General features: G+C 63.9%; 25 protein-coding genes and 1 pseudogene. 10 read left to right on the top strand and 16 right to left on the bottom strand.

The window, feature by feature from the left end:
• Positions 1-147: 147 nt before the first annotated feature.
• Positions 148-1,503, top strand: coding sequence for an IS4 family transposase (locus ACP146_RS06235; protein WP_422364713.1), 1,356 nt, complete (start codon positions 148-150; stop codon positions 1,501-1,503).
• A 189-nt stretch (positions 1,504-1,692) separates the two neighbouring features.
• On the opposite strand, the gene ACP146_RS06230 is transcribed toward ACP146_RS06235, so the two are convergent.
• The 3 genes from ACP146_RS06230 to ACP146_RS06220 all read right to left on the bottom strand — a co-directional run bounded on the left by ACP146_RS06230 (position 1,693) and on the right by ACP146_RS06220 (position 4,819).
• Positions 1,693-2,043, bottom strand: coding sequence for an endonuclease domain-containing protein (locus ACP146_RS06230; RefSeq protein ID WP_422365903.1), 351 nt, complete (start codon positions 2,041-2,043; stop codon positions 1,693-1,695).
• A gap of 201 nt (positions 2,044-2,244) precedes the next feature.
• Positions 2,245-3,870: a Y-family DNA polymerase gene (locus ACP146_RS06225; protein ID WP_422369623.1), complete on the bottom strand. Its 1,626-nt coding sequence runs from the start codon at positions 3,868-3,870 to the stop codon at positions 2,245-2,247.
• Positions 3,871-3,877: 7 nt separating this feature from the next.
• Positions 3,878-4,819 (bottom strand): ImuA family protein, encoded by a 942-nt coding sequence (locus ACP146_RS06220; protein ID WP_422365902.1) that lies wholly within the window; start codon positions 4,817-4,819, stop codon positions 3,878-3,880.
• A 247-nt stretch (positions 4,820-5,066) separates the two neighbouring features.
• Here ACP146_RS06220 and ACP146_RS06215 point away from each other — a divergent pair, with 247 nt between their 5' ends.
• On the top strand, positions 5,067-5,507 hold the full coding sequence (locus tag ACP146_RS06215) for a GNAT family N-acetyltransferase (protein WP_422365901.1): 441 nt from the start codon (positions 5,067-5,069) through the stop codon (positions 5,505-5,507).
• A gap of 19 nt (positions 5,508-5,526) precedes the next feature.
• Here ACP146_RS06215 and ACP146_RS06210 read toward each other — a convergent pair whose 3' ends face one another.
• A complete protein-coding gene (locus ACP146_RS06210) occupies positions 5,527-6,291 on the bottom strand; it encodes an SDR family NAD(P)-dependent oxidoreductase (protein ID WP_422365900.1) in 765 nt (254 codons plus the stop codon).
• 260 nt (positions 6,292-6,551) lie between these two features.
• Between ACP146_RS06210 and ACP146_RS06205 the strand changes: the two genes are divergently transcribed.
• From ACP146_RS06205 to ACP146_RS06195, 3 genes are all read left to right on the top strand, one after another.
• A complete protein-coding gene (locus ACP146_RS06205) occupies positions 6,552-7,550 on the top strand; it encodes a TRAP transporter substrate-binding protein (RefSeq protein WP_422365899.1) in 999 nt (332 codons plus the stop codon).
• A gap of 88 nt (positions 7,551-7,638) precedes the next feature.
• Positions 7,639-8,199: a TRAP transporter small permease gene (locus ACP146_RS06200; RefSeq protein WP_422365898.1), complete on the top strand. Its 561-nt coding sequence runs from the start codon at positions 7,639-7,641 to the stop codon at positions 8,197-8,199.
• Between the two features lie 2 nt (positions 8,200-8,201).
• Positions 8,202-9,485 carry a TRAP transporter large permease gene (locus tag ACP146_RS06195; protein ID WP_422365897.1) on the top strand — a complete coding sequence of 428 codons (1,284 nt, stop codon included), beginning with the start codon at positions 8,202-8,204 and terminating at the stop codon, positions 9,483-9,485.
• A 60-nt stretch (positions 9,486-9,545) separates the two neighbouring features.
• Here the strand turns inward: ACP146_RS06195 and ACP146_RS06190 are convergent, their stop codons facing one another.
• The 5 genes from ACP146_RS06190 to ACP146_RS06170 all read right to left on the bottom strand — a co-directional run bounded on the left by ACP146_RS06190 (position 9,546) and on the right by ACP146_RS06170 (position 13,098).
• Positions 9,546-10,235 (bottom strand): GntR family transcriptional regulator, encoded by a 690-nt coding sequence (locus ACP146_RS06190; protein ID WP_422365896.1) that lies wholly within the window; start codon positions 10,233-10,235, stop codon positions 9,546-9,548.
• Between the two features lie 158 nt (positions 10,236-10,393).
• A complete protein-coding gene (locus ACP146_RS06185; protein WP_422365895.1) occupies positions 10,394-11,161 on the bottom strand; it encodes a methyltransferase domain-containing protein in 768 nt (255 codons plus the stop codon).
• A gap of 33 nt (positions 11,162-11,194) precedes the next feature.
• A complete protein-coding gene (locus ACP146_RS06180; protein ID WP_422365894.1) occupies positions 11,195-11,635 on the bottom strand; it encodes a RidA family protein in 441 nt (146 codons plus the stop codon).
• Between the two features lie 84 nt (positions 11,636-11,719).
• Positions 11,720-12,625: an RNA polymerase sigma factor SigJ gene (gene sigJ, locus ACP146_RS06175; RefSeq protein WP_422365893.1), complete on the bottom strand. Its 906-nt coding sequence runs from the start codon at positions 12,623-12,625 to the stop codon at positions 11,720-11,722.
• Positions 12,626-12,636: 11 nt separating this feature from the next.
• Positions 12,637-13,098 carry a carboxymuconolactone decarboxylase family protein gene (locus tag ACP146_RS06170; RefSeq protein WP_422365892.1) on the bottom strand — a complete coding sequence of 154 codons (462 nt, stop codon included), beginning with the start codon at positions 13,096-13,098 and terminating at the stop codon, positions 12,637-12,639.
• Positions 13,099-13,217: 119 nt separating this feature from the next.
• Between ACP146_RS06170 and gcvA the strand changes: the two genes are divergently transcribed.
• A complete protein-coding gene (gcvA, locus tag ACP146_RS06165) occupies positions 13,218-14,135 on the top strand; it encodes a transcriptional regulator GcvA (protein ID WP_422365891.1) in 918 nt (305 codons plus the stop codon).
• Positions 14,136-14,154: 19 nt separating this feature from the next.
• A complete protein-coding gene (locus ACP146_RS06160) occupies positions 14,155-14,655 on the top strand; it encodes a YdeI/OmpD-associated family protein (RefSeq protein WP_422365890.1) in 501 nt (166 codons plus the stop codon).
• A gap of 17 nt (positions 14,656-14,672) precedes the next feature.
• Here the strand turns inward: ACP146_RS06160 and ACP146_RS06155 are convergent, their stop codons facing one another.
• Positions 14,673-15,473, bottom strand: coding sequence for a crotonase/enoyl-CoA hydratase family protein (locus ACP146_RS06155; RefSeq protein ID WP_422365889.1), 801 nt, complete (start codon positions 15,471-15,473; stop codon positions 14,673-14,675).
• A 247-nt stretch (positions 15,474-15,720) separates the two neighbouring features.
• Here ACP146_RS06155 and ACP146_RS06150 point away from each other — a divergent pair, with 247 nt between their 5' ends.
• Entirely contained in the window at positions 15,721-16,065 is a 345-nt protein-coding gene (locus ACP146_RS06150; RefSeq protein ID WP_422365888.1) for a DUF6665 family protein, read from the top strand.
• Between the two features lie 58 nt (positions 16,066-16,123).
• Here ACP146_RS06150 and ACP146_RS06145 read toward each other — a convergent pair whose 3' ends face one another.
• The 6 genes and pseudogenes from ACP146_RS06145 to ACP146_RS06120 all read right to left on the bottom strand — a co-directional run bounded on the left by ACP146_RS06145 (position 16,124) and on the right by ACP146_RS06120 (position 22,373).
• Positions 16,124-17,392 (bottom strand): sensor histidine kinase, encoded by a 1,269-nt coding sequence (locus ACP146_RS06145; RefSeq protein ID WP_422365887.1) that lies wholly within the window; start codon positions 17,390-17,392, stop codon positions 16,124-16,126.
• A 238-nt stretch (positions 17,393-17,630) separates the two neighbouring features.
• Positions 17,631-18,113, bottom strand: coding sequence for a GFA family protein (locus tag ACP146_RS06140; protein ID WP_422365886.1), 483 nt, complete (start codon positions 18,111-18,113; stop codon positions 17,631-17,633).
• A gap of 153 nt (positions 18,114-18,266) precedes the next feature.
• On the bottom strand, positions 18,267-18,959 hold the full coding sequence (locus ACP146_RS06135; RefSeq protein WP_422369622.1) for an FGGY-family carbohydrate kinase: 693 nt from the start codon (positions 18,957-18,959) through the stop codon (positions 18,267-18,269).
• A 42-nt stretch (positions 18,960-19,001) separates the two neighbouring features.
• Positions 19,002-19,697 (bottom strand): annotated as a pseudogene (locus ACP146_RS06130) (FGGY family carbohydrate kinase); the annotation flags it as partial.
• 17 nt (positions 19,698-19,714) lie between these two features.
• Positions 19,715-20,980: an NAD(P)/FAD-dependent oxidoreductase gene (locus tag ACP146_RS06125; RefSeq protein ID WP_422365885.1), complete on the bottom strand. Its 1,266-nt coding sequence runs from the start codon at positions 20,978-20,980 to the stop codon at positions 19,715-19,717.
• On the bottom strand, positions 20,964-22,373 hold the full coding sequence (locus ACP146_RS06120; RefSeq protein ID WP_422365884.1) for an NAD(P)/FAD-dependent oxidoreductase: 1,410 nt from the start codon (positions 22,371-22,373) through the stop codon (positions 20,964-20,966). Before ACP146_RS06120 ends, ACP146_RS06125 begins: the two co-directional genes overlap by 17 nt.
• Before the next feature lie 257 nt (positions 22,374-22,630).
• On the opposite strand from ACP146_RS06120, the gene ACP146_RS06115 reads away from it, so the two are divergent.
• A complete protein-coding gene (locus ACP146_RS06115; protein ID WP_422365883.1) occupies positions 22,631-23,386 on the top strand; it encodes a DeoR/GlpR family DNA-binding transcription regulator in 756 nt (251 codons plus the stop codon).
• Between the two features lie 118 nt (positions 23,387-23,504).
• Positions 23,505-23,885, top strand: coding sequence for a TRAP transporter small permease subunit (locus tag ACP146_RS06110; RefSeq protein WP_425032321.1), 381 nt, complete (start codon positions 23,505-23,507; stop codon positions 23,883-23,885).

The raw sequence follows: 23,885 nt of genomic DNA, 5'->3' as shown, positions 1-23,885 counted from the left end.
CCCTCTCTTCCACGGAGGAGAGAGGGAACAACAGCCACTCCCTTTTTCGGTTCCCCCTCTCCCTTGATGGGCTACGGCATTCACGGAATTGCTTCTCTTTGAGGCGATGATGTGATTCAAGCAATCCAGGTTTTTTGGGGGATCTGGATGGCTGGGTTTGGAGACGTGCGTGTTGCGGGTCGGTCGGAATGGATGATGGACCAGTTGGTGTCGAGCGGCAGTTGCGTATTGCGCAAGGTTGGTGGTGACCGGGCTGGTGAGATGGCGTGCCACCGGTTTTTGTCTTCGCCGCATTCCAGCGTTGCGGCGATCCTGTCCGGCCTTGCGGCCCGGACGGCGGCGGTGTGCGCGGGTCGGCATGTGATCTGCATCCAGGATACGAGCGAGATCAACTTCAAGAACCGCGCGGCCAACCGCCGGGGTTTTGGATGCGGGGCGGATGGCACGAGCCCGGCCTTTTTCCTGCACCCGCTGCTTGCGGTGGACGCCGAGGACGAGGCGGTGCTTGGCCTTGTGGGGGCCGAGATCTGGACCCGGCCGCCGGTCAAGGCGGGCGATCGTCGGCGGCGTGCGCCTTCGGACAAGGAGAGCGGTCGCTGGCTGTCCGGGGCGCGCTGCGCCGGCGAGGGTTTGGCCGGCGCCGCCAGCGTAACCGTGGTGGCCGACCGGGAAAGCGACGTCTACACGCTGTTTGCCGGCAAGCCCGAGGGCGTGGAGCTTGTGGTGCGGGCGCGCCACGACCGTGGCTTGGCGGACGGGGAGAACGAAGCAGACGGGGCGGATGGCCGCCGCCTGTTCGAGGCACTGGCGGCGGAACCTGCGCAAGGCCGGTCTGTCGTGAAGGTCGGCCCGCGTGGGCCGGGCGACAAGGGCCGCGAGGCCACGGTGGAACTGCGGGCACGCCGTGTGCGGATCGTCCGCCCCTCGAGGCTGAAGAAGGCGCATGCCGCAGAGATGGTCGAGATGACCGTCGTCGAAGCGCGCGAGCCCGATCCGCCGGCGGGCAAGGCGGCGCTGCACTGGCGTCTGCTGTCGTCGGCGGACATCGCGCCGCAGCGTGCGGTTCAGCTCTACCGCCTGCGCTGGCGCATCGAGCAGCTGTTCCGAACCTGCAAGAGCGACGGCCTGCGCTTCGACGAAACCCAGATGCACGATGCCGGGCGGCTGATGAAGTTCGCCGCCATGGCGCTCGGCGCCGCGGCCCGCATCATGCAACTGGTCGATGCCCGCGACGGCTCGCGCCGACCGGCGACGGACGCCCTCGACGCCGGCTTTCTGCCCGCACTCCAGGCGATCTCCAAGACGCTCGAAGGCAACACCGAGCGCCAGAAAAATCCGCATCCAGCCGACAGCCTCGCGTTCCTCGCCTGGGTCTGCGCCCGCCTCGGCGGATGGAACTGCTACTACAAACCGCCCGGACCAAAGACCATGAAAACCGGTTGGCAAACCCTCGCAGCACAACTCACCGGATTCGCACTCGCAACAAACATCGAAAATGTGTGAATCCCATAGCCCACAAGGGGAGAGGGCCGGGGTGAGGGTGATTCCCGCAGCCGGTAGCCCTCAACCACCTTCTGCAAGAAATGCAGCAGCGGCAGGAAGCCCCTCACCCTCCCGCTTCGCGGGCCCCTCCCTCTCCCACGAGGGGAGAGGGAAATCACTGCGCACCTTTCTTTTGTTTCCCTTCTCCCTCTATGGGTGAGGAGGCTTTTGGTTTTCCAAAGCCTGCGCGATGGTCGTCAACACGCCCTCCAGATTTTCCAGCACCTCGTTGTTCCAGAAGCGCAGAACGCGGAAACCTTTATTCTCCAGCCAAGCGGTTCTTTCCACATCGCCGTCCTGGCGTTCAGCGTGCTGGCCGCCGTCCAATTCGACGACCAGCTTCTCGTCATAGCAGGCGAAGTCGGCGACGAAGCGGCCGAGCGGCACCTGGCGGCGGAATTTGTGGCCGCCGAGTTGGCGGTTGCGCAGGGCCGACCAGAGCTTCCTTTCCGCCGCGGTCTCGTCGCGCCGCAGACGCCGGGCGCAAGCGGCCTTAGTCATGATTTCTCCTCGCCCTTCTTTTGGTTCCCCCTCTCCCTTGATGGGAGAGGATCGGGGTGAGGGTGACTCTCGCAAGCGGCAATCCCCGGTCATCTTCTGCGGGTAATGAAGCAGCGGCGCGAAGCCCCCTCACCCTCCCGCTTCGCGGGGCCCTCCCTCTCCCACCAGGGGAGAGGGGGATTTCGTTTGCCCTTTCACCCATCACCCGAACAGCCCGTGCAGGAACCACTGGCCGGCGCTGCGGTAGAGCCAGTAGCGGCGGCCGTCGGCGTCTTCGACGCGGAAATAATCGCGCGGCTCGGCATCGCCGGCGATTGGGTCGCCCCCAGCCAGGACATTGGGCGCGGGATTGCCCAAAATCGAATCGTTCTGCCACCACTCGCCGAGCAGGCGCTCCGGCCCCTCGGCCTGCACCACCTCGTGCAGCATGCGGCGCCACCTGAAACGCGCCGGCGGATGATCGGGCAGCAGGGAGACCGCCTCCACCGGCTCCGGCCGTGGCAGCAGGCGCAGGGGGCGCAGGTTCGGATGGGGCGTTTTGCGCCAGCCTTCATCCTGCACTTCCTCTCCGCTCTCCCCTTCAACGCTTGCAAGCATGAAGGCGCGCTCCGGCAGATGGCTTTCCCGGGGGCTGGGGCGGCGCACGGCGGCAAGCCCCAGGCGGCTGCCCAGGCGGTCGACCAGATCGGGAATGTCTTCGGCACCGGCGGCGCTGTTGATCGGTTGCGCCGTGACGGCGGCGGGTGCAGGCGCTTCTTCCTCTGCGTCCTTTTGTTGTTGCGGCGGTTGCTGTTGTGGGGGTGGGGGCACCGGGAAGTTCATCTGCCTTGCACCCAGAGGGTCGCTGCGGGCGGCAGCCAGGGTCATCACCTCGATGCCGAAGCCGGGGTCGATCTGCGCCAGCTTCTCGGTGAAGAGACGGCGCAGGTGCTTGGCATCGCGGCTCGCCCGGCTGGTGCCGACGGAGAGGCTTTGGAAACTGCCGTCGCTGCGGTAGGCGGTGAAGTCCAACTGCCGCGCCCCGCGCCCGGCCAGAGCCAGTTCGCGGCAGAGCCGCGGCAGCAGATCGTCGAGGGCGCGGGCGATGTCGTCGGGGGCGCTGATCGGCTCGGCAAAGATGCGCCGCAGCAGGTGGGCCGGCGGCGGGCGGCGCGGCGACAGGGCCTCGGCCTCCTCCCCCAGGGCCTGGGCCAAACGACGCGCCGCCAGCGGGCCGAAGCGCGGCGTCATCACGCTGGGCGAAAGCGCATAGAGATCCTCGATGCGCCTGAGCCCCAGGCGATCCATCACCTCTACCGCGGCGTCGGGCAGGCGCAGCGCCGCCGGCGGCAGGCAGGCGATGGCGGCGCGCTGGCTGCCCGGCATGACGACGACGCAGGGATGCGCCGGCGAGGCGGCGAAGCGCGCCATGGCCCAGGCGGCGCCGATGGTGTCGGCCATGGCAAGGCGGTTCGTATAACCGAGATCCGTCAGCCGCGCCTGCAGGTCTTCCAGCAGCGCCGCCTCGCCACCGAAGAGGTGACAACAGCCGGAAACATCGAGCAAGACCCCGGCCCCACCGCCCGGCCCTCGCCCGCTGCCCTCGGCTGTCGAGCAGGGCGCCGTCCAGGGGCTGTAGCGGCCGCACCAGGCGGCGAGCCGGGCGATGGCCTGGGCGTCGGCTTCCGCTTCGTGGGGGGCCGTGGTCACACCGGGCAGGAGGGCGCGGGCCTCGGCCAGGGGCAGGCCGGGGGTGAGGCCCGCGCCCGCCGCCGCGGCATTCACCGCCGCCAGACTGAGCTGCCCGCGTTCCGCCGTTACCAGCGCCAGCGGCGCTTCTTCAGACAGGCCCGCGTCAGACCGCTTGCCGGAAGTCGATAAGTTCTGCCCCTGCCCCTGGGCCTGCGCTTGCCTGTGTCTGGATTGTTCGCGAGCGCATTGCCAACGATCCGTCGCGAAGCGCGGGAGCCAGAGAGAAACCACACGCCGCATTGTCCCACTCCACCTGCCATGATCCCGGCGCCGCCCCGCGGCAGCGCAGGAGGTCCAGCCGCCAGCGCGGGCGGCCGATGAAAGTTGCATCCTCTGTGTCGTTCGAGCTTGCCGCCCTGGAAACCAAAGGGGCGACCCGCCAGCGGCTGAGGGCGGCGCTGGCATCGCGCCCGCGGCGGCGGGGCCGGAAGCGGCGGTGCAAGGCAAAAGCCGTCACGCCAGCCCCGTTCTCTAAAGAGGCTTCGGCGGCCAGTTGCAGACGCCGCCCGGCGAGGCGGTCAAGCCCTTCGACCTCCCCCACCACGGCGGCGAGGCGGTTGCAGCGCAACCCCTCCTCCATCGCCCAGAGCAGATCGGGTTCGGCCTTGGCGCGCACCATAATGAAGCGTCCGGGGTCGAGCCCCAGGGCAACCAGCGCCGGGGGGTAGAGGTCGCCCCAACGCGATATCCAGAGGACATGCTTGGGGGAATTACTTGATGAAAATCTCCGCAGCCGGGCGAGAAGCGCGAGACAGAAACCGAGGGTCACGCCGTCGTCCCACTCCGCGCGTTCACCCTCGATCTCATGCAGCGCACCGAGCGGCAGGCCGCCGCCGGGCAGCGCCTCGTCCAAGGCCGACAGCCCCAGCGGCAGCACCGGGCGCCGGGCCAACCCCCGCCCAGCGGATTCGATGCGGCTGATCTGGGCGCGCAGGGCCGCCAGCCCGGCCTGCCGTCCTTCAGCTCTCGACAAAGGCCGCCGGAAAGCCCCGGCGGGTCCCGAAAGCCCGGAATCCCGGCTCTTTTCGTGCAGAGCAGGTGCCATGCGCAGCCTTTCAACCTAGAGGATATGTTCTGATTTGTTCTCTTTTTGTTCTACATTCTCCTAGGCAAAGAGTCAAGATTTCGGGAGACTAGGGGACCGTGAACAGTCAACCGCAGCAGCCCAAAACAACGGCCCCTGCCGGCTTGGAATCGGCCTTTGATCCGGGTATCTGATGATGCTTGGCCGGAACTGCGCCGCGCCGTCAGCAACAGCCGACAGGCCGACAACCGATATGACAAAAACCAAAGTGATCGACATCCGCTTCGTCGACAGTGAAGATGACATCGCCCTCTGCATACGGCTGAGGCGCGAAGTCTTCATCGCCGAGCAGGGTGTCAGCGAGGAACTGGAGATCGACGGCGAGGACGGTGTCAGCGCGCACGTGCTGGCAAGGCTTGACGGTCGCCCTGTCGCCGCGGGCCGGGTTCAATATGCAGGCGGCACGGCAAAAATCCAACGGATCTGTGTTGCCGAAGACTGCCGCGGCAGGGGCCTCGGCGCAGAACTCATCCGCTTCGTCCTTACCGAGGTTTCAGGCAACCCGGAAATTTCAAAAGTGCGGCTTGGCGCGCAGATACAGGCCCTCGCCTTTTATCGGAAACTCGGCTTCTCGCCCGTCGGTACCGAATATCTCGATGCCGGCATCCCCCATCAGACGATGGAAATCAACCTCCGCGGTTCAGTGTGACCGCTGCATAAAACACCGCTTACGAAAACAGCAGGCCGCCGTTGATGTCGACGCAGTTGCCGGTCATGAAGGCGGCCTGGTCGGAAGCCAGGAAGGCGACAAGCTCGGCGCAGTCTTCGGAGGTGCCCTCGCGCTTCAGCGGCGTTGCCTTGGCGACATTGGCCCGCACCTCCGGCTTGGTGAAGATGTTGTGGAAGTCGGTGTCGATCATGCCGGGGCAAAGCGCGTTCACCCGAATCCCGGGCGCCAGTTCCTTGGCCAGGGCACGGGTCATGGTCATCACCGCCCCTTTGGAAGAGGCATAGGCAACCGCACCCGGGCCGCCGCCGTCACGCCCGGCCTGTGATGCCAGGGCAACGATGGAGCCGCCCGCCGACATGCGCGGCACGACCGCCTTTACGGTCAGGAACAACGAGGTGGCGTTCAGGGCCATGACCTTGTTCCAGTGGGCAACATCCATTTCCTGAACTGTCTTGCGGGCGACAAGGCCGCCGGTCACATGCACCAGGATATCGATCTTGTCGCCGAAACGGATCTGCGTCTCGGTGACGAGTTCAGCGACGTCCAGCGGCTGGGTCATATCCCCCTTCAGGGCAAAGGCCTCACCCCCGGCCGACATGATCTCGCCGACGGCGGTTTTCGCCCCCTCGGCGCTGCTGAAATAGTTGATGGCGACCCGGGCTCCCTGTGCCGCCAGGCGCATCGCGCAGGCGCGGCCGATGTCGCGGCCACCGCCGGTTACGATTGCGGTCTTTCCCTGAAACGACATCGGGGCGAACTGCATGGGTCTCTCCTAAAAGCTACTGGTGATTCGCTGGTTGTATTGTTCGTTACAAACGGCGTTAGAATGGTGCCGTCATCCGATGACGGCGCTTGTCTGCGCACCGGATGTCAGACCCGGGACGGGCATGAATTCGGCTTGTTCGGCAAAATTAGTATGGTAGTATGCCAGACACTGTCAAGCAGCAGATGCTTGCGCAGCAAATCATCCAGACCTGCTACGGCGATCCCGAAATGCAGGCATTCGAATTGGGAGGAAACTCAATGAAAACAGTGAACATCCTGCGCGGTTTCGCCCTGGGCGGCGCCCTCCTGGCGGCGGCGGGCCTGGCCCTGCCCACGGCCTTGGAGGCCAAGGAACTCCGGGGCTGGAACATCCACGTCCCCGACTATCCTGTTTCCCACGGCATGGAACAGTTCATCGCCGAGGTTGCGGAGAAGACCGACGGCCGCCTCAGCGGCAAGGTCTTCCATGGCGGCGTGCTGGGCTCCCAACCCGATGCTATCGAGCAGGTCCGCCTCGGCGCGATCGACTTCGCCGTCTTCAGCCTCGGGCCAATGGGCCAGGCTGTGCCGGAAACCAACGTCGTCTCCCTGCCCTTCATCTTCAAAAGCATCGATCAGATGTACCGCCTGATGGACGGCGCCGCGGGCGAGGCCATCGGCAAGGGCATGGAGGCCAAGGGCATCGTGGCGCTGGGCTGGTACGACGCCGGCGCCCGCTCATTCTACAACTCGGTGAAGCCGATCAACAAACCAGAGGACGTCGGCGGCATGAAAGTGCGGGTCATGAACAACGACCTCTTCGTCGGCATGATCGAATCGATGGGCGGCAACGCGACGCCGATGGCTTTCGCCGAAGTCTATCAATCCCTGAAGACCGGCGTGGTCGACGGTGCGGAGAACAATCCGCCGTCCTACGAGTCGACCAACCACTTCGAGGTCGCGAAGTACTACTCGATCTCCGAGCACCTGATCATTCCGGAATGCCTCTGCATGAGCAAAAAGACCTGGGACGGTCTCTCCGCCGAGGATCAGAAAGTCCTCAAAGAGGCCGGACACGCCAGCGCCCTGAAGCAGCGTGAACTGTGGCAGGCGCGTGAACGCAAGAGCATGGATGCCGTCGTTGCCGGCGGCACGGTGGTCAACCAGATCGCCGACAAGGCGCCGTTCCAGAATGCGATGGGCGCGGTCTACGATCAGTTCCTGGAGCAGAACCCCGACCTGACGGAACTGGTCAACCTGATCCGCAACGCGGACTGACCTGCTGTAACCTGCGGACCATACCGGCGGCCCTGCAATGATTGCGGGATCGCCGGTGTGCCGCAGCTTCCGCCAAGGGGTTCATACCGTGAAGTCCGTTGCCTCCGTCTGCAATGCCACCGACAAGGTACTGACGCTGATCAGATCCTGCTGCGTCCTGCTCAGCAGCCTTGCCATGGTTGTCCTCATCACGATTTTCGCCTGGCTGGTCTTCGGCCGCTACGTGCTGAACGAAACCCCCACCTGGGTCGAACAACTCGCCCTGGTGCTGGTCTGCTACATCGCCTTCCTCGGCGCCGCCGCCGGGGTCAAGGACAACACCCATCTGGGGGTCTCCTTCATCCGCGAGGCCATGCCGGCGCCGCTGCGCCGCTCCCTGCGCATTCTCGCCGAGGCCGCCATGACCGCCTTCGGCCTGGTGATGTTCCTGTCCTGCCTGGAACTCGTCGCCTTCGGCTGGGGCACCCTGCTGCCGATGTTGAATATTCCCGAGGGCGTCCGCACCCTGCCCGCGGCGATCTGCGGCGGCCTGATCTTTCTCTTCGCCGGAGGGCGGACCATCGGCATGGTGCACAAATACTGGATCGGCCGGGACACTGACGAAACGCAGCCGGCCGAACATCCCTCCAGTAACGCCGGAGCGCACTGACCGTGGGGCTGGCCCTTCTGCTCGGTCTCTTTGCCTTTTGCATCGTGATCGGCGTTCCGGTGGCCTTTGCGATGGGGATCGCCGCCGCCGCCGTTTTCTTCTACGAGGGCTTTCCACTTCTCATCACCTTCCAGCGCATCACCTCCGGCATCACCGTTTTCTCGCTGCTGGCGATCCCGTTTTTCATCTTCGCCGGCGAGCTGATGCTCCATGGCGGCATCGCCATCCGGCTGGTGCGCTTCGCCTCCGCTCTGGTCGGCCATGTGCGCGGCGGCCTGGCCTCGGTGAACATCTTCTCCAGCATGCTGTTCGGCGGCATCTCCGGCTCGGCGGTTGCCGACATCTCCGCGCTCGGATCGATCCTGATTCCGGTGATGAAGGAAAAGGGTTACCGCGGCGACTATGCGGTCAACGTCACCGTCACCTCCTCCATCGCCGGTGTGGTGATTCCGCCGAGTCACAACATGATCATCTTCACCGTCGCCGCCGGCGGCGGGATTTCGATCTCCAAACTCTTCATGGCCGGGGTGGTGCCGGGCATTCTGATGTGCCTCTGCCTTGCCATCGCCGCCTATATCGTCGCATTGCGCCACAACTACCCGGCCGAGGCCTTTCCCGGCTGGCGCGTGGTCGCCCTTGCCGCCGCCACGGCAATTCCCGGCCTTGTCACCGCCATTATTATCGTCGGCGGCGTTCTCTCCGGCGTTTTCACGGTCACCGAGTCCGGCGCCTTCGGCGCGATCTACGCCCTTGCCCTGACGGTCATCGTCTACCGCTCGCTCTCCTGGGAGGCTTTCAAAACCGCCGTCGTCAACTCGGTCAGGACCACCGCCATGGTGATGATCCTGATCGGCTGCGCCAGCGCCTTCGGCTATCTGCTGGCGCTCTATCAGGTGCCGGAACTGCTCAGCCGCTCGCTGCTGGCGATCTCCGAGAACCCGATCATGATCCTGTTGATGATCAACCTGATGCTTTTGATGCTGGGCATGATCATGGACATGGCGGCGCTGATCCTGATCTGCACGCCGATCTTCCTGCCCATCGCCAGCGCCATCGGCATGGACCCGGTTCAGTTCGGAATCATGCTGCTGATGAATCTGGGGCTCGGCCTCTGCACGCCGCCGGTGGGCGCCTGCCTCTTTGTCGGCTGCGCCGTGGGTAAGGTTCCGATCGAGGAAACGCTGAAATCGATCTGGCCGTTCTACCTGGCGATCCTGGCGGCCCTGCTCGCCGTCACCTTCATACCGGCGATCTCCATGACCCTGCCCGGCCTGGTGAGTCTTTAAGTCTTAGGCGACTTGCGTCGAAGCGATTCCGGCCCGGCGCCGAAACTCCAAAACACCAACTTAGTCTTCGAAATAGGCGGGATACTGCTTCTCGGCGTAGTCCAGAGTCTCGTTAAGGCGCGACAAGTGCAGCCGGGTGATGGCAATCAAGCCGGCTTCATCACCAGCACTCAGCCGCTCGAAGATGCCGACATGGTCTTCATAGACCTCTTGTTGCCCCGCCTTGCTCGAAAGCGACAGCATGCAGAGCCGGTCGACATAGAACTTGTTCTCGGCGATTGTCTTGAAAGCGAAGTCGCAACCCGCCGCGTCACAGATCAAGCGATGAAACGCATAGTCCAGGTTGTTGAAGCGGTCCGTATCGCCCGCGGCGACGGCGGCCTTCTGCTGTTTCAGATTGCTCTTAAACCGCTTCTCGTGAGCGGGGTCATAGCGCTCGCAGGCCAGCCGCATGATTTCCGTCTCCACCGCCGTGCGGATAAAGCGGCTTTCCAGAATCTCGCTGCGCGAGATGCGGCGCACGATGGTTGCGCGCTGCGGCTGAATGCGCAGAAGCTTCATGTTCCCCAGGCGGATGAAAGCCTCGCGCACCGGCTGGCGGGAAACATCGAACTTTCGCGCCACCTCCGCCTCCGACAGCTTCGTGCCCGGCGGCAGGTCCAGGGACACGATATCCGCACGCAGCTTTTCGAAGATGTCATCGGCGGTGGTGCGCCGCGTCGTCTCAAGGTCCCAGGCTTCTGCACTCATGGGGTTTTTGCGTTCATGGTCAATTCCATCCTTTCCGGACAACTACCATACCAGCTAGATGTGCGACCGGAAAGCGCTCGATCCGTGCGGGTGATATCGCCCGGCAACGGCCCACCAGCGTTAAGAAGTTTGGGGCTTATCGGATATCCCGCGCGCCGTCACTTCAGCGCTTTTACATAAACCCAGGGAATACTGAAGTAGAATTCTCCGCGGCGTTCGAGTGCCACGAGATCGGCAAACCAGCGATCGACATCCGGCTTGGCGATCCCCCTCTGAACTGCCGCCTTGGCGGCGTCCGAGCAGTAGTCGTGCGCAGCGGTTCCCTCGGCGAAGCTGAAGGCGACAAGCTGCCGTGTCTCACTTGTCATTTCCCGGAATTCGCTGCCCTGCATCAAGCCAGGGAGCTTCCGACCCATCTCTCCGTCGCTGGTGTCCATCCAGCCTTGCGCCTCGTCAGCATAGGCGGCAAGGATCTGCCGTGTAAGCCCGCTGTCACGGCTGTTCACCATAACTCCACCGAAGTCATGGTGCGCCAGAAGAAACACGCCGCCCGGCTTCAACACGCGGTGACAGTCGGCGACAAGCCGCGGCTTATCCTCGATACACTCAAGGACGTTCTGGCAGACCAGATTATCGAAATCGGCATCGGGAAACGGCAAGACATCTCGGTTAAGATCGACGCCTAAAAGCTCCACCACACTGTCGTGACCTGTCTCGCTCAAAGAACGCCTTGCCAGCTCCAGGAACTCTTCACTGCTGTCTACACCAACGATCTGTTGAGTAACCAGCGCAGCCTCCCGGAGAGTTCTGCCAATACCGCAACCGACGTCAAGTACTCGGGACGACGCCTCGACCCCGGCAAGCACTACCAGTTGCCTGTGAAAATCGGCTTGGTCGTAAGGCTGATTTACAGACTCTAGTGCCATTCCCTTTTCCAGGTCTCTTCTCAGAACACCACTCTACTCCAGCACCGCCACGGCATCGACCTCGAAGAGCATGCCGTCCAGGGCCAGGCGCGGCACCGGCACCAGGGTCTGGGCCGGCAGCGCCTTGCCAAAGGTTTCCTTCACCTCTCGGGTCATCACCGCCAGCATCGTCGGATCGTAGTCCACAACGTAGGTGGTGATCATCGTCACTTGGTCCGGCCGAGCACCGACGGCATCCAGTGCAAGCCGCAGGTTGGCGTAAGCCTGGCGTAGTTGATCGGCGAAGTTGGGCGGGAGGGCACCACTTGCATCCTCCCCGCCCTGACCGGCGATGAAGGCAAGGCGCGAACCGCCCTTGGCGACCACCGCATGGCTGTAGCCGTTGGGCGCGGGGTCATAGAGTTCCGCCGGATTGACGATGGCAAGAGACACGCCGCGCTGCTCGGCGGCTGCTGTTGGGGGAAAGCTGCTCATGAGAGATAGCACTCCTAAGAGTAAGACGGGTTTAAGCGACGGCGTCCGCATGGCCGTGAACCTCCACTGTCGTCGGATTTGTTTCTATTGCAGGACGGCAGGACCGAGATGGGCCAGCTTGTCCGGGTTGCGCAGGATGAAGATGCCCGTGGCCTTCCCCGCCTCGTCAAAGGAAAAGGAAACCGCCGCCACCGTCGCACCGTCCTGCCGGAGCAGGATACCCCGGCCACCGTTCAATTCCGTGACGACCCATTCGAAGCCGATCCAATAGCGGCTGAGGCCCTGCGAAACAAAGCGCAGCACCGGCTCCACACCATGCAGCGTCTCGCGCAGCGCCACCACCTTGCCGCCGCCGTCGGTGCTCAAACGGACATCGCTCGACAGCAGTTCGGCAAGCCTCGCCGTGGTTCCTTCCTCGACCGCGGCCCGAAAGGCGGCAAGCAACCGGTCCTGTTGTTCCAGGGGCGTCGCATGACGCACCTTCGCCTGCTCGATATGGGCTTTGGCGCGGGACACCCACTTGCGGCAGGTGCTCTCGTTGATCTCCAACATCCCAGCGATCTCCGCGTAAGGCATCTCGAAGATGTCGTGCAGCAGATAGGCGGCACGCTCTTTGGGCTTCAACCGCTCCAGCATCAACAGGAACGCGGTGGTAAGGGAGGCGGAAAGATCCATCCGCGCTTCCGCCTCGTGCTCAACGGAGGTCTGCACCGCCTCGGGCAGCCAGGCGCCGACGTAGTTGACGCGGCTGCGCTGAGCCGAGCGCTGCAGATCGAGACAGCGCCGGACGCAGACCGTCGTCAGCCAGGAGGCAGGGTTCTCGATCTCGCCGCGCTCAGCCCGGACCCATTTCAGAAAGCTGTCCTGAACCGCGTCCTCGGCATCGGCGCGCGAGCCGAGGATGCGATAGGCCAGCCCCAGAAGCCGGGGACGGGCCTCCTCGAAGACTTCGGTCTCTTCACGGTTCAGCGAATCGCTGTTCTGCCTCATGGTCCTACCCATCAATGCCGGGAGATGGCGATACGGTTCCACAGGTTGATCTGGGCGATGGTTCCGGTGAGGATACCGATCTCGGCCTCGGAAAACTGTTCGCGCAGTTCTTTCCGCAGAGCACCGAGGTTGGTCTTGGGGTCGAGGATCGTCAAGGCCTCGGTCCAGGCAAGGGCCGCCCGCTCCCGCGCCGTGAAGTCGCTGACATGCGCCCAGACGATCACCCGGTCCAGCCGATCGTTGGTTTCGCCGTCCTCGCGCGCTTCGCGGGTATGCATCTTCACACAGTAGGCACAACCATTGATCTGCGAGGCGCGAAGCTGCACCAGATGATGGATGGTCCGGTCGAAGCCGCTGGCGGCCATGACCTCGTTGACCCCGGCCATGGCCTTCAAAACATTGGGAATAACCGTCTCGTAGTTCACGGCCTTGCTTTTCGATGATACTCTCTCAAGGGTTTCGCTGTCGCTCATGACGGTCCTTCTTTCGTCGGGCTGAATTCGCTTTATACCCTTATGACGATCCAGGACCGCCGCCTGTGACAGCCGCCTATCATTTTTTTTCAGGCCCGTCATTTTTCCAGGAGGTCCTTATGCCCCGCCCCCTGCCGCCGCTGAGCGCCCTGCGCCTTTTCGAGGCTGCGGCGCGCCACCTGAGCTTCAAGGCCGCAGGCGCCGAACTGCACCGCAGCCCCAGCGCCGTCAGCCATGCCATCCGCGCTCTGGAAAAACAGCTCGGCGTGGCGCTCTTCCACCGCAGCCCCAACGGCCTGACCTTGAGCGAAGCCGGTTCCGCCTACCTGCCGGAGATCCGCGCCGCCCTGGAGAGGCTGGCCCGCGCCACCGCCGCACTTCCGGGGCGCAAGCAAGGAGGCGAGACCAGGCAAAGGCTCGCGCTCTCGGTCGCACCGAGCTTCGGTCTGCGCTGGCTGATCCCGAAGCTCGCCGCTTTCAGCGAACGGCACCCGGACATCGCCGTCACACTCGACACCAGCCAACGGCGCGTCGACCTCGACCGTGAAGGGATCGACCTTGCAATCCGCATGGGCCAAGGTCGCTGGCCCCACCTCCATGCGGACAACCTGCTGGACGAATACCTGGTGCCCGTCTGCGCCCCGGTCCTGGCCCCGGCGATCCGCCACGCCGGCGACCTCGGACAACAGACCCTGCTGCAGGTCACCAGCGTCAGTGAAGACTGGGCGGCCTGGGCCCGGCTCGCCGGTATCGACGTTGACGACATCGACCTGGAACAGGGCCCGCGTTTCGACAACATCGACATGGCCCTGAAGGCCGCCGCGGCCGGTCTGGGGGTCGCCGTCGGCCGCCGCCCGCTGATCGACGCGGACCTCGAAGCCGGCCGCCTGGTTCAGGTTCTGGGCCCGCCGCAGCGCGCATCAACAGCCTACTGGCTGACCGGCGGCGAGGACGCGCTGCGGCGCCCCGCAGCGGCCCGCTTTCGGGAGTGGATTTGCAGCACATTGGAGCCCGGCGCTGCGGAAAACCTTTCATGATCACAGTATCGAAGCGACCGTGAGTTATTTTCCATACCGTTTCGAAGGTGAAATCGTCCACCATGACGTCGGCAGCGAAACCTATGCCTATACGGTCGTTTTTCTGCCCGGTGAGCTGGCCCAGAAGCTTCCCTTGAAGACATATCCCAGGCTGCGCGTCTCGGGAGAAATTGGCGAACACCCCTTCGAAGCGGCGCTGACTCCGGTCAGGGGCTGCTGGTACATTCTTCTCTCCCGAAAAATGCTGCGGACCCTGGGCAGCGGCGTCGGCGACATCGTTGAAGTCTGCTTCGACATCGCCGATCAGGACGCCGTCAACGTACCAAAAGCCCTGCAGGAGGCCTTGTCAGCCAACAGGAAAATGGATCGCCTTTGGAAGGCTCAGACCGCCGGCAAGCAACGCGGGCTTGCTTATCGGGTCGCCTCCGCCAAAACCCTCGCAACACAAAACAAACGGATTAGCGAGGTCTTCGGCATTTTGAGCGGCAAGCTCGACATGCGCGGCAAACCAGTCGATTAAAACACAGCCGGCTTGCTCTAGCGCCCTTCATAGACCGCAGGGCGACGTGCCTTCCAGGCGGCCAGGCCCTCCCCCAGGTCATGGCTCGGCACCAGCCGCGCGAAGGCCTCACCTTCCGCCAGCAACCCCTCGGCGATGGAGAGATTGATGCCGCGGGTAACGGCACCGAGGATGGCGCTGACCGCCAAGGGTGAATACTCCATGATCCGCCGGGCAAGATCGCGCGCGGCGGGCAGCAGATCCTCCGGCGCCACAACCTGGTTCACCAGACCCAATTCCAAGGCCCGCTCGGGTGAGAAGGTCTCCCCCGTCAGCAGCAGTTGCAGAGCACGCTTGCGCCCGGCAAGGCGTGGCAGGCGCTGGGTACCGCCGAAGGTCGGCGGCATGCCGAGCTTGATCTCGGGCTTGGCGAAAACGGCGGCCGTACTCGAAACGGCCAGCGGCGCCGCTTCGGTGATTTCGCAGCCGCCACCAAAGGCGAGACCGTTCACCGCAACGATGACCGGTTTCGAAAAGGCCTCGATGCGGGCCGTCATCGCCTGACCGCGACGCACGAAATCGCGCAGTGCCGTCTTCGGCCCCGCGGCGACACTTTCGGAAAACTCATGAATATCGCCGCCGGCCGAAAACGCCTGCTCGCCCGCCCCCGTCAGAATTACCGCCCGCACCGCCCCCTCGACCTCCAGGCGGTCGAGCCGGGCCAGCAACGCATCGGCCATCGCATAGTTGATGGCATTCAGCTTTGCCGGACGGTTCAGGGTCAGCGTGGCGATGCCATCGGAGACTTCATAAAGAACGGGCTCGGTGGTTCGGGGCATGAGGGCACTCTCCGTGGTCAAAGGGAGCCCCAAGGTCGCGGCAATGGGGCCAAGCGGCAAACGCGAAAGACACAGGCGGGCGTGAATGAAATTCACCCGAGGTCGGGGAGTGTCGTGGTCGGCCCGATCACACTGCCGCCAAGCTCAAAATCGGTGACTTCGACCCCAAACAGGCGATAGCATCCCACCGGTCCGAGAAGTCAAGCCACTGTAAGGACCCACGACAGCTACTGTTTACGAGCACCCCATGTCGTTTCGCTTACCGCAGAACCTCTCCACCGGCCTGAATGCTGAGACTGGGGCCAGCGTCCTCGACGGCGAGATCCTCGCGGAGAAAGCCGCTTCGCTCGGCCACGCAGGCCGGCAGGTTCGGCAGGCTCTGGATGCCCTGAAGAAGCTTGACGGGGACCCAGGCAAAGACACCCGCAACGGCACAACCGCAACCGGAAGACAGGCCGCCTTGCAGGCCGCAGCGGACGCGGTCTACGGCTATTTCATTCAACGCGAGCTATGCGGCCTTATGGGTCACGACGACCCTATCGCCGAGTACGCCATCCCGCCGGAAGTCCTGGCGCGGGTCGGCGCCAAGTAGAAGATCCGCACATAGTTGTAAGGTCCAAGCTGCGGAGGCATCACCAGCACAAACAGTGTCAGAGCTTGGCAACAACCGGTGCGGCGTAACCGGCCTCCTGGTCGGCGGCCAGAAGCTGCAGCACGGCCCGCAGGCCACCCTCGCTGCCTTCTTCAAAGTCCAGCGATCCCCGCATGGCCTCGCTCAGGCGCTTGATGATGTGCAGGCCCAAGCCGAATCCGTCTTCTCCGCTCACGCAAGCCTTCGCCCCACGGACAAAGGGCCGGCCCAACTCCTCACGAACATCCTCGGGCAGCCCGGGGCCGTTGTCCTCCACGGCTACACAGATTCGGGAGCCAACGGCAGCTTGATAGACGGAGACATCAATCGAGGCGCCGTTGGGGCAATACTTGGAGGCATTGGCGATCAGATTAATCGCAATCTGACGCAGCGCCGTCGGGTCACCGAGAACAATGGCCCTGCCCGCATCGGGGAGAAAGCGCAACGACTGCTGCTTGGCCTCGACGGTCCCGGTAAAAGATCGCACGACCTCCGCCAGGGCTGCATTTACGTCGACGTGAACCGCCTGCAGACTGTCTTCAAGGGTCGTCCGGTCGCTACGGATGACATTGTCGATCAAGCCCAGAAGATGTGCGCCGCTTTGCCGGATGATATCCAGGTATTCCCGGTGGCGGGACGCTTTGCCCTCCCCTTCCGGCGGCAAGGTGAGCTTCATAAGGTCGGCGAAGCCGATGATATGGTTCAGCGGCGTCCGCATCTCGTGCCCGAAGCTCGACAGGCTTGCCGTAAGGGGGCCATCCACCTGGCTCCGTTGGCTGACGCGGGCCTCAGCGTGATCAAGCCTTTCCTGAGTCTCGATGGTCTGTACCGCCAATGAGGCGAGCATCTGCAAGGTGGAGACCTGCTCCGATGTCAGCGACCGCGGTTTTTGATCGATGACACAGAGCGTACCGAGGTTGTGGCCTTTGGTCGTGGTCAGCGGCGCTCCGGCATAAAAACGCATGAAGGGCGCCGACGTCACCAGGGGATTGGCCGCGAAACGCGGGTCCAACGATGCATCCTCGACGATCAGCGGCTCGCTCTGAAGGATTGCGTAGGCACAGAATGCATAGTCGCGGCAGGTTTCCGCCGCATCAAGGCCAACGTTGGCCTTGAACCACTGCCGGTCGGAATCGATCAACGAAACAAGCGCAACCGGCGCGCCCAGTACACGCGCCGCTATCTGCACGAGGGACTGCAGCCGCGGACAGGGCGGCGTGTCGAGGATGTCCAGCTCGAGCAGGGCCTGCAGCCGCAAAGGCTCGTTTATGGGAATGGGCGCTGCCATTGTCTTCAACCGATTCGGACTCACGGTTCATTAGTGAAATTTAATGGAACCTGACCGAATACGCTTAACAAATCGTTTATATCAGAACCGGCAAGCAGAACTTCTTTTCAACCATCGATCACTATCCGGCAACGGCTCAATACACCTGCCCATCACCGCCCGCAGGGCGCAAAACGCTTTGAGTATAAAGGGTTACAAGGGTATTTCGGCCTGAGCGAGGCGGTTTGGCGACCGCCGCTCAGCGCCCCAAAGCCGCCGAACGGCGGGCCAGCGCAGCTGCCGGCCAAACCTCCTTGCGGTTGTAGTATTCGGGAAACGACGGTTTGTCCTTCGGCAGGATGACCCAGGGCTGCTTGGAGTCGGTGAAGATGTGGATGTCCGGCGGCACCCTGTCGGGATCGTCCAGCGTTCCGACACGCACGAAGTTGAGGGCATCGCCGGCCCCGGCATCGTTGCTCCAGAGCGCGACCATGCAGTCCGGGCAGCGCGTTATCTTCTGGCCTTTGCCGCTGTTGGACGGGGTCATCACCGCCAGCGGCTCCCCCTTCAACAGTTCGACGCGGCCGGCCTCAATCATGGCATTGAGGACAAAGGCACTCCCGGTCTCGCGCTGGCACCAACGGCAGTGACAGCAGTGGACGTAGATCGGCGGCGCGGTCAGGCGGTAGCGGACTCCCCGGCAGGCGCAGCCGCCTTCCAGCGCAAAATCCTCAGTGGTCATTTTCAGAACTCCCGATATCCCTTCAAGCGGGCGCCCATTGGAAGCACGGGCGTCCGGCTGGAATCAGGTTAGCGCATATTAAGAAGTGCTGAAATGAACTCGCTATTTGTATCGGCACGATCGCTTCGCATAGACGACCACTGCGCGGCAACCTCAGGCTTGTCCCGGCGCCCAGGAACGGCAGAGGTCGACGGCCTTAGAAAAGTCTGCGCGATGCCGGTCCAGGTCGACGCGCGGTTTGACGACCGAAACATCGTCCGTTTCTTCCGCCACCGCGCCTATCACCTCTGCGGTGAGGCAGGCGGTCCCCATGGCGGTGAGCTCACCGCTCTGCGGCACCGCAAGGTCACGCTGCAGGATGTCGGCCAGAAACTGCAGGAAGTAGCCATTGGCCGCCATGCCGCCGTCGATCGACAGCGGCCCGGCCATGGCGACGCGCTCGTTCATCGCGGTCAGCACCTCTGCCGCCCGAAAGGCGACTCCTTCCAGCACCGCCTGCACAAGGTCGCGCTGGGTCGTTTCAAGGGCCATGCCGAGCCATAGGCCCCGAGCCTTGCGGTCCCAGTGCGGGCAGGCAAGGCCTGTCAAGGCTGGGACGAAGGCGAGGCCGCGCTCTATGGCCGAAGGACCATCGAAGCTGTTGATCGCATCGAACTCCTCGAACAGCCCCAGGCTTCGCGCCCAGTTGACCGCGGCACTGGCGGAATAGACACCGCCGTCGAGGCCGTAGACCGGCGCCTCCCCCTCTTTCTGCCAGGCGACGGTCGGCAGCAGCCCCTTCTCCGGCGCGCGGTGGATCTCCGCCCCCGTCACCATCAGGGCGAAAGCGCCGGTACCGAAAGTGATCTTGGCATCGCCGGCCGCCCGGCAGCCGTGGCCGTAGAGCGCGGCCTGCTGATCGACGATGCTCGCGGCAACCGGAACCGCCCGGCCGTTGACCTGCATCGCCCCGAAGTCTCCGGTCGAGGGCACGATCTGCGGCAGAGCGTCCATGGGCACGCCGAAGAGTGCGCAGAGATCCGGGTCCCAGGCACCGCTCGCCAGGTTCATCAAGGATGTCCGCGAAGCGGTCGTGATGTCGGTAACGCAATGCCCGGTCAGACGGTCCAGGAAAAAGGCATCGGTCGTCCCCAGGCAGAGGCGTCCCTCGGCGGCAAGCCGTCAGGCCTCCGGATTGTTTTCGAGAATCCAGGCGAGCTTTGAGGCGGAAAAGTAGGAATCGAGCGGCAGGCCCGCGCGCTCCAAGACCACGGCCTCAGCGCCCTCGGCTTTCAGCCGGTCGATCGCAGCCTGGGTCCGATTGTCCTGCCAGACCAGCACCGGCGAGACTGCCGCTTTGGTTTCCCGATCCCAGGCGAGACAGCTTTCCCCCTGATTGTCGATGCCGATGGCTTCGATGTCGTCGGCCGCCTCGGCGCAGAGCAGGATGTTGCCGACAAGCTCCTCCGGATCATGTTCGACCCAGCCGGGTTGCGGATAGATCTGCTTGTGCTCAATGGCACGCAACACCCTCGGCGCCCGCCCTTTGGCAAGCAACAGCGAGCGGGTACTGGTCGTCCCTTGATCAATTGCAACGACAGCCATATTCGCGAACCCCCGACTTAGAACTCTTCCTGCAGGTCGATCTCGATGGTACCTGGAACCGCTTTTTCGGCAATCGGCGCCAAGGGCAAAAGGATACGACGCTCCGGACGGCCGGACCGCCGGCCCGACCACAGGGTCCTGCCGTTCTGCCGGACAGACAGGGTGCCGTGGAAGGGCCGCTTGGCCCGAAGCTGAAGGTTCCTCATAGCACCTGGCAGCACGGGCAACGCCAGACGCTGCGGCAGCACGAACTTGACCGCCGCATCACCGTGAACCCGCATTTCTATCGCCCCCTGCCTTTCGGACAGTTGCCCCGCGAGGCTTGCCGCGATCCTGTCTGCAGCAAAGACTCCCTCCTGCCACGACCAGCCGGCTGTCTCCACCGGACGCAGCAGGTTGCCGGCGGCAAAGACCGCCGGGTCGGAACAACGCCCGTACTGATCGACCGCCGGGCCACCGCTGCCCGGATCGATCGTCAGTCCCGCCGCACGCGGCAGCGTCGCCTCCGGCAGGAACTGGCCGCTGAAGATGACTCCGTCGGCTTCGATAAGACGCGACGCGCCGGCGCCGTTCTGCAATTCCACCGCCTCGACCCGCTGATCCCCGACAACGCGCAACACCCGGCTGTTGAGGTGAAGCGGAACACCGGTCAGGCGCGGCAACCCGGCGGCGAACCACCAGGCGGTCACCCGGTCGTTGGCCTCCACCATCGCCACAGGCCGGATGCCGGCATGGCGGCAGGTCAGGATCGCGGAAAAGGAGACCAACTCGCTGCCCACAATCACCGGACGCTCAAAGGGCCGCCTGCCCTTCAGATAGACCATGGATTGCAGCGCCCCGGTCGAGAGGACGCCCCAGGGCCGCTGGCCGCCGACCAGGCGGCCCGCCCGGCTGCGTTCACGCACCCCGGTAGAAAGCAGAATCCGCTTGGCCCGAATTTCAGCTCTACCGTCCGGTGTCGTCACGGTCAGGCAGGGCCCAGGATCCAAAGCCACGACGCTGGTTTGCGTGAAGATCGCAACACCAGCCTGTTTCGCTGCTTGCACCAGGCGCCGCGCGTAGTCCGGCCCCTTCAGGATGCGGTGAAACTCCCGCATGCCGAAAGGATAGTGGCCGCAGTGGCGCGGGATGCCGCCGGCTTCGGCCTCGCGATCCAGCACGATGGCCTCGATCCCGAGGTGTTTCAGGCGCAGGGCCGCGCCGAGACCCGCCGGACCGCCGCCGACGATGGCAACATCGCAGGCGCCCGGCAGTCCTCCGGCATGCTCAGGAATTGCTGTCATAGGCTGTTGCCAGAGGCCTTTCGAACCGTCCCTCGGTGATCTCGGCCAGTTCACCGAGGCAGTAGAATCCCTGGCAACGACCCATCGTCGCCCGGGTCCGGCGCTTCAGGCCGGGCAGGCTGCCTGCAGCAAGCGGTCCGTTCAGCGCCTCCTCGATTTCGCGGCGGGTCACCAGTTCGCAATGGCAGACCACCCCGGCATTGCCCGGTTCGGTCCAGCCGCGGTTCTGGTATTCCGCAATCGGGCTGACCTTGGGCCAGTGCGGCGTTTCCGGAGGCTGATGCCGGCCCCCGAACTGCCCATAGAGATCGAAGACATGACGGGCGATGCCCAACGCCGCCGAGAGACCGGTCGAGCGAATGCCGCCGACGGAGATGTAGCGCTGCGCCGGGTGGTCTTTGATCTGATAATCCTTATCGGCGGTGGCGGGGCGCAGGCCGGCATAGGTCGCCGTCACCTCGAAGTCGGCCAGGCCGGGCAGGATTTCAATGCCGCGCCGCTGCAAGGCGGCAAGGGTCTCGTGATCGACGCCGGCTTCGTCACGGCTCTCCTGCTCCTCGGCCGTCGGACCGACGAGCACGTTGCCGTAACTTGTCTTGCAGACCACGATGCCCTTGGTCGTCGCCGTCGGCACCGGCAGCAGGATCGCCGACAGCAGCGCAGCAGCCGCCTTGTCGAAGACCACGAACTGGCCCTTGCGCGGGCGAATGGCATAGCTGCTTGCCTGCAGAAGCCGCTGGTCGACATGGTCGCCATAGAGCCCCGCGGCATTGATCACCGTGCTCGCCCTGACCGCGCCGCGCGACGTCTCCAGGCGCCAGGCCGAACCGTCAAAGCCGCCATCCAACACTTCTGCGCGGCGCAGCAGCCGGGCGCCGTTCTCAAGCGCCTGCAGCAGATAACTGTGCGGTGCGGTCCAGGGATCGATGATGTATTCCCGCGGCACTGAAAACCCGCCTCTCAGCCGATCGGAAAGGCCGGGTTCCCGCGCCCGTATCTCCGTGACGCCGAGCCGCTCGACATCGTCGACACCGTTGGCGCTCGCCTGTTCCATTAAGGCTTCGAGCCGCGCTTCTTCTTCCTCAGTCCAGGCCAGTACCAGCGCGCCGGTCTTGAGAACCGAGAGCCCGAGCCGGTCCTTGATGTCGAGGTATTCCCGGTAGCCCGCTGCGATGCAGCGCTGTTCGAGAGAACCGACCGGCGCATCGAAACCGGTGTGAAGGATGCCGCTGTTACCCTTGCTGGCACCGTCGAGAATATCGACGGCCTTCTCGATCACAACGACCCGCGCGCCCTCAAGCGTGAAGCGCCGCGCAATGGCGCAGCCGACGACGCCGGCGCCGATCACCGCGACATCAAAATATTCTTCGCTTTCCGGTGGCGCACTCGGCATGACCGGTCTCCAGACCCTCTGGGCAAGTTTTGGGGCTTGTGCCATTCCCGTGAGACGGCTAGCCTAAAAACAAATGACCGAACGGTCAAGTTTCGATTATCTGTAGTCTGAATTATTTACAATATAAATCAATAAGTTAATGTAATTTATGTGAATTCAGTCAGTGCACTTATAGTCAGAAATGGCAAGCTGAGTGCTTTGGGCGGCGCAACCGCCAAGCTGCGGCGCGGGGGTTCGGGAGTGACGGGGGTTCGGAAATGCGGCCGAGAATACGGCAAGCGCGGATAGCCGAGCTGGTGCAAAAGCAGCGGCAGGTCACGGTCGACGACCTGGCCGTCCGCTTCGATACCTCGCACGAAACCATTCGCCGCGATCTGAGCGCCCTTGCCGAGGCCGGCACGGTCCAAAAGTTCCATGGCGGCGCCCGCCTGCCGCGCGACGGCGCCGAGGGGCCGTTCCGCGAGCGGATGGCACAGAACGCAGCCGCCAAACGCGCGATTGCCGCGAAGGCGGCGGCGCTGTTTTCGCCCGGCCAGACACTCTTCATCGATACCGGGTCGACAACTCTGATGTGCGCGCAGGAACTCGCCAAGGTAAGCGGGCTGACGGTGGTCACCAACGCCTCGCGGATCGCCGAGACCATGGCGTCGGCGGACAACCGGTCCAGTGTTTTTCTGCTTGGCGGCCGCTTCGACGGCGACAACCGCGAAACCGTGGGGCCGACGACCATCGAACAGATCGCCAGCTTCCGCGCCGATTATGCCGTCATTACCGTCGGCGCCCTCGACAGCCGGGAAGGCGCGATGGACTTCAATTTTGACGAAGCCCAGATCGCCCGCGCCATGATCGACAACGCCGGAGAAGCGGTCGTTCTCGCCGATTCGACGAAGTTCGGGCGCAAAGGCAGCTTCAGGGTGTGCCCGTTGGAGCGCATACAAACCCTGGTTACGGACAAACCGCCGGGGCCGGAAATGCAGAAAGTGTTGGCGGCGGCAAAGACAACAGTGCGATGATATTGCGGACGTCAAAAAGGCGCAGACCTGGGAGAAGAAGAAGAAACCGCGGGTTGGCGCAAATCCAGATCGGGGCTGCAGGGGGTTTCGGGCATTGCCGAGAGCAATAAAGCTATATGTGAAGTACATCGATTCCATCTCGGAGAAGATCGGCATCGTGACGATGTATCTCATCGTCGCCATGATCGGCGTTCTCCTGGTGAATGCCATCACCAGAAACATTCTCGACATACCGATCCACTGGGCCATCGAGATGGCCCAGTTCATTCTGGCGGCCTATTACATCTGCGGCGGCGCCTACTCCCTGCAGCTCGGCGATCACGTCCGAATGGACCTGCTCTACGACCGCTTCTCAGAGAGAGGCAAGGCGCGGATGGACGCCTTCACCAGCTTCTTCCTGGTGTTCTATCTGATTGCCTTTTGGTCGGATCGATCTCCAGCACCGCCTATGCGATCAAATACGACCAGCGCAATTTCTCCATGTGGAACCCCTCCATGA

This window comes from Pelagibius sp., from assembly GCF_965249265.1.
Lineage (GTDB): Bacteria > Pseudomonadota > Alphaproteobacteria > Kiloniellales > Kiloniellaceae > Pelagibius.
This window is presented reverse-complemented; position numbering and strand designations above follow the sequence as displayed.